Raw genomic sequence first — 5118 nt, 5'->3', positions numbered from 1 at the left:
AATACGGGCGAGTTCAGTATGGGAATAGTCTTGTTTCATTGCACTGATACATTAGAACGTTTTTGGCGCGATGCAAGAATTATTTGGTCCAAAGTCAAAAGTTAAAAGTCGAAAGTCGAAAGTCGAAAGTCGAAAGTCGAAGGTCAAAAGTCAAAAGTCAAAAGTCAAAAGTCAAAAGGCGAAAGGCGAAAGGTGAAAGGTGAAAGGTGAAAGGTGAAAGGCGAAAGGCGAAAGGTGAAAGGTGAAAGGCGAAAGGTGAAAGGTGAAAGTCGAAAGTCGAAAGGTGAAAATAAGGTAGCATAGATCAACTTCCCTTCGATACGATTGCTTCGCAATCACTCAGGGACCTGTGACTCAAAAACTCAGGAGCTCAGGAACTCAGGGATCTGTGACTCAAACTCACAAACTCACAAACTCACAAACTCACAAATAAAAAAAGCCACCCATATTCCAGAGTGGCTTTTATTTCATTGCTAGCTTCCCAGTTTTTGAACCGGGGAAAGAACTATTATGCCAATTTTACTTCATGAGCACAACTTTTTGGGTGACCCGTTCATTCCCGATGGAACAACTGATCAGATAGACACCGGTTGCCAGATGAGAGCCATTCGCCTGAATCTCATGATAGCCCGTAGCGTAATACTGGTTTGTAATGGTCTCGACCAACTGTCCCCGCTGGTTGAACATGTCAATTCTCACAGCACCGGCCTGATCAAGGGTCAGCGGTAATGTGAATGAAGGATTGAAGGGATTTGGATAAGCGGCAGACAGGGTAAATCTTCCAGGAAGCTCCAGCTCGGTTTCTGATACAGTAACCGTGCGCATCAGCTTGGTATGACGTGTTTCCACATTTTTATAATCAACATCGGCCAGTAGATAAGTATAGGTCTGTCCTGGATCGACTTTGCTATCATAATAGCTGTAGGCAGCCTCTACCGTACTGTTACCATGTCCCTGAAGTTCATTATTTTTCAGGAAGCCGGAGATCAGCTCGATATCATTACCATCAACACTACGGTAAAGATTAAAACCCAAATTCTCAATCTCTGAGGAGGTGATCCAGTTCAGTTGAACACCAGCGCTACTTGGTCTGGCTGAGAAGGAGGAGAGGGTGACGGGAAGGGAGAGATCAGTCCCAGAAAAAGTGGCATCATCCCAGGCAAAATAATCACTCGCATCGATATTGTAATTAGTTGCTGTAAACACCTTACTTGAGCTATTCCCAGGAGGGAATTCTGAATTATTATCAAAATGATAAAGCAGTATTGTATTCGCATCGCTAGTAAAAGGGGCATCAGTTTCACTCACAGAAAATGAATATTGACCATATCTGGTTATATTTGATATTCTTATTTCATCAATAGCACCTTGAAAATCAGTTGTGTTTGAAGAATAAGAACCGACTCTCAAATAACTGACATCACCTATCGTTGTCGCTCCTGCATTATTTACTGCAGATCCATCAAGATAATTATTTGCCCAGGTACCATTGCTGTTCACACAAACATGATGCCATCCCTCTGTGGGAACTGACATACTTATTGTTCCAATATCACTACCACTCACCGTGACTGTTGCATTAGCACCACTGGAACCAGTCCCTGACGCTACAAACATTTGCCAATTGGCTGAATAGAATATTCTTTCGTTGCCATGAGTGGCATCATTAATATAAATCCATGCTTCGATTGTAAAATTAGATCCCAAATCCAAATCATTATTGGCATTATCAGCTATTTTGAAATAATGATTTTCATCCTGCAGATTTAGAACATACGTATTCCCCGCCATCAAACTACCCGTTAACCCTACAGAAATCACCAGAACTAAAAGTAAATATTTTTTCATTTTAACCCCTTCACCCAAAATAATTTTGCTTATCGCCAGTTGTGTTTGTTCATATTAATTACGAACTGAAACATGCATCATAATGTTTTCATTGCACTTGTAAGTTTCTAATTTCAATTCAGCTAGATTATTTCACCAATATTCATTGATATTGATATCCTAAATGTATTGAAATCACTCTGAAATGATGTTACCGTTATCCTCAATACAGGAGGCTCCTATCATGAGCAAACAAAAGCTGGCTATATTGATTTTGCTCACTTCAGTCCTGCTTGCCTCTCCCAAACAAGAATTCCGCGGTGCCTGGCTCGCCTCCATTTATGACTATTGGCCCAATAGTAGTTTAACAGCGACCCAACAGGAAACCCGCCTAGACTCAATCATCGATGCTCTCCATGCTACTGGTTATAACGCCATTTTCTTCCAGGTCCGACCCCTGGCCGATGCTCTGTATAACTCTGCTTACGAACCCTGGGCAGCAGCGTTGACTGGTACTGAGGGTACAGCCCCAGGCTGGGACCCACTTGCCAAGGCCATCGATTTTGCTCATGAAAATGGGATGGAGCTCCATGCCTGGATCAACCCCTTTCGAGCCAGTTGGGCCAGTAGCAGCCACCATAGCACCCACGTTCTTGAAGAAAATCCGGAGTGGGAGCTGGTCCTATGAATACCCTGCCAGCCTGGCAAAAGGCTTTTCCCTTTCGATCTATTGGGAAGAGCAGCAATTCCAGGTCCATTCAGGTGAACGTGGAAGTGGTGATGTGAAACTACTGGATCCCGGTATCTCAGCAGTCCGTACCTACCTGAAAAATGTAGTGATGGACGTGGTTAACAATTACAACATCGAGGGTATTCACTTTGATGATTATTTCTACCCCTACCCCGATAGTGATGGAAATAAAGCAACGATCTCAGACTCATCCGCCTGGGCTAATGATAAACGCGGTTACTCCAGCAATAGCGCAGATTGGCGCAGAAATAATGTCGACATCTTTATTGATAGCGTCAACACTGCCATCAAAGCAGCTAAACCCTATGTCAAGTTTAGCGTCAGCCCATTTGGTATCTATAAAAATGGAACGCCCTCCGGAACATCTGGTATGGATGCCTATAGCGTAATCTATGCCGATCCAGTACAATGGCTTGTGGATGGATCTGTGGATTTCTTAGTCCCGCAACTCTATTGGCCACATGATGGCAACCAGGACTATACAACCTTGCTAAATTGGTGGTCAACTCAGGCAAATAATAATAATCGTCACTTATACGCCGGGGGAACTCTATTGTATCGCTCCTGGGTACCTGAATGGCATTCGGTCAGTGAAGTCCACGAACAGATCGATGACAATCGATCAGAATCCAATTGTCAGGGCAATGTGACTTTCAGGACTGAACATGCCATAAATTATGCCAACGATCATTCAGATGTCTACAGAACGCTGTTCACTGATACGCTCTATACTGATTTGGCCCTACCACCTCCCCTCACCTGGCTGGATAATACAGATCCAACAGATCCTCAAAATCTTTCGGAATCAACCAGTGGATCTGATCATACCCTGACCTGGTCAGCCCCCACATCAGGCGCCCATCGCTATGTCATCTATCGTGATACTTCTCAACCCATTGATAAGACCAACGCTGCCAACATTCTGGCTATCGCCTACGGACTAACCTATGCAGATGCTTCTGCTCCATCCAACGCCCTCTATGCCGTTTCAGCACTGGATCAAGCCGGCAATGAGAGTGACATTGTCCATTTTTCAAACGGCGTACTTAGCTTGACCTTTGAAGATGACTCTGATGTTAGCAATTGGGGTTATCACAATGGCAGCAATGCCTATACCACCGCTTCCCATGCATCCTCAGCTGGAGTTGATGGAACCGGTGCAATAGAGTTTGGTGATGGTGGCTGGTCATTCCTGATAAAACGCCCCATTACCTTTACTTCCGGCAAAGGATTCATTTTAACCGTTGATGTAAAAACCAGCGGGTGGGATGCAGACCATGATCTGTTCTTGAAAATCGAAGGTCTGGTTGCAACTCCAGTAACAAAAACCATCAATACCTATACGAATTTCACATCTGTCTCATTGACCGGAACGGCCACCAGCGGTAGTGGTTACATCGCTATTGAGGGTAGTCGTGGAGCCACAGTCAGCAATACGGTCTGGCTTGACAATCTGGAGCTGTATGAACGAGACAGTTCGTTACCCGTAAGCTTATCCACATTCAAGGCAACTCAAGCCCGGGATGCGGTGACCCTCAGCTGGACCACAGAAAGCGAAGTTGACAACCTGGGTTTCAATATTTACCGATCCAATTCAAAGACAGAAGGCTTCTCACTGATCAATGAGAGCTTGATCCCTGGAGCGGGAAGCTCAACCGTTGCGAAAGATTACTCCTTTGTTGATAACCGGGTCAGTCCTGGAGAAATCTACTTTTACCAACTTGAAGATGTTTCGTTCAACAACACCTGTAAAAAACATCCTGTCATTCAGATAATGATCAACGCTGAAGAGGTGCTTCTGCCGGGAACACCCCATCTTTTCAAAGCCTTTCCCAACCCCTTTAATCCAGCCACCAATATTGGCTTTTCAATCCCTGAGAAATCATCTGTGTCCCTCACAGTTTTTAACCTGCAGGGGATTGAAGTGGCAAATTTGATACACCAGAAGATGAATGCTGGTTTTCACGAGGTCATTTTTGAAGCAAAAAATCTACCCAGCGGTATCTACATCTACCGACTACAAACAAGCACATTTTCCCAAACCAGACACATGTTACTATTGAAATAACCCCCGGTTTCCCCCTTCACCTGCTTCTACTAAGCTTCGCCATGGCAAGCAAAGACACAGAGACGCAGAGTTTTTAATATAGCCCCCACAAAAATTTCCCCACCCTCACCCCCTTATCACTCGTTATTCATACTCATCACTCGTCACTCATCACTCGTCACCCGTTACTCGTCACTTATCAAACGCCTCCCCAAAATACTATTCTGTGTCAATTATTTTCGATTAAGTTGAATCATGGCAAAACCAACACCCATTATCACAGCCCGGGGATTGACTAAAGTTTATGGTGACTTAAAAGCTGTGAATAATGTTGATTTTCAGATCGAACAGGGAACCTGTTATGGCTTTCTGGGCCCCAACGGAGCCGGAAAAACCACTGTGATGCGCATGATCTATTGTGCCACTCCGGCTACTTCAGGCCAACTGCTGGTCAATGATCTGGATGTCATGTCAAACATGAGTGCCGTTAAAC

General features: G+C 44.4%; 4 protein-coding genes. 3 read left to right on the top strand and 1 reads right to left on the bottom strand.

Translation table 11 applies throughout. The features are described from left to right. Positions 1–519 precede the first annotated feature (519 nt). Positions 520–1848, bottom strand: coding sequence for a LamG-like jellyroll fold domain-containing protein (locus U9Q77_13210; protein MEA3288314.1), 1329 nt, complete (start codon positions 1846–1848; stop codon positions 520–522). Between the two features lie 223 nt (positions 1849–2071). Here U9Q77_13210 and U9Q77_13205 point away from each other — a divergent pair, with 223 nt between their 5' ends. From U9Q77_13205 to U9Q77_13195, 3 genes are all read left to right on the top strand, one after another. Then, entirely contained in the window at positions 2072–2515 is a 444-nt protein-coding gene (locus U9Q77_13205) for a family 10 glycosylhydrolase (protein MEA3288313.1), read from the top strand. Further along, positions 2418–4646, top strand: coding sequence for a family 10 glycosylhydrolase (locus U9Q77_13200; protein ID MEA3288312.1), 2229 nt, complete (start codon positions 2418–2420; stop codon positions 4644–4646). The genes U9Q77_13205 and U9Q77_13200 overlap by 98 nt, the downstream gene beginning before the upstream one ends. Positions 4647–4880: 234 nt before the next feature. Next, on the top strand, positions 4881–5118 hold a 238-nt coding region (locus U9Q77_13195), incomplete at its 3' end, for an ATP-binding cassette domain-containing protein (GenBank protein ID MEA3288311.1).

The organism is Candidatus Neomarinimicrobiota bacterium, from assembly GCA_034716895.1.
Taxonomy (GTDB): domain Bacteria; phylum Fidelibacterota; class UBA8477; order UBA8477; family JABMPR01; genus JABMPR01.
This window is presented reverse-complemented; position numbering and strand designations above follow the sequence as displayed.

Coding starts and splice junctions, on each gene's coding strand:
- U9Q77_13210 (MEA3288314.1), bottom strand. CDS start 1,848: ATGAAAAAATATTTACTTTTAGTTCTGGTGATTTCTGTAGGGTTAACG.
- U9Q77_13205 (MEA3288313.1), top strand. CDS start 2,072: ATGAGCAAACAAAAGCTGGCTATATTGATTTTGCTCACTTCAGTCCTG.
- U9Q77_13200 (MEA3288312.1), top strand. CDS start 2,418: ATGCCTGGATCAACCCCTTTCGAGCCAGTTGGGCCAGTAGCAGCCACC.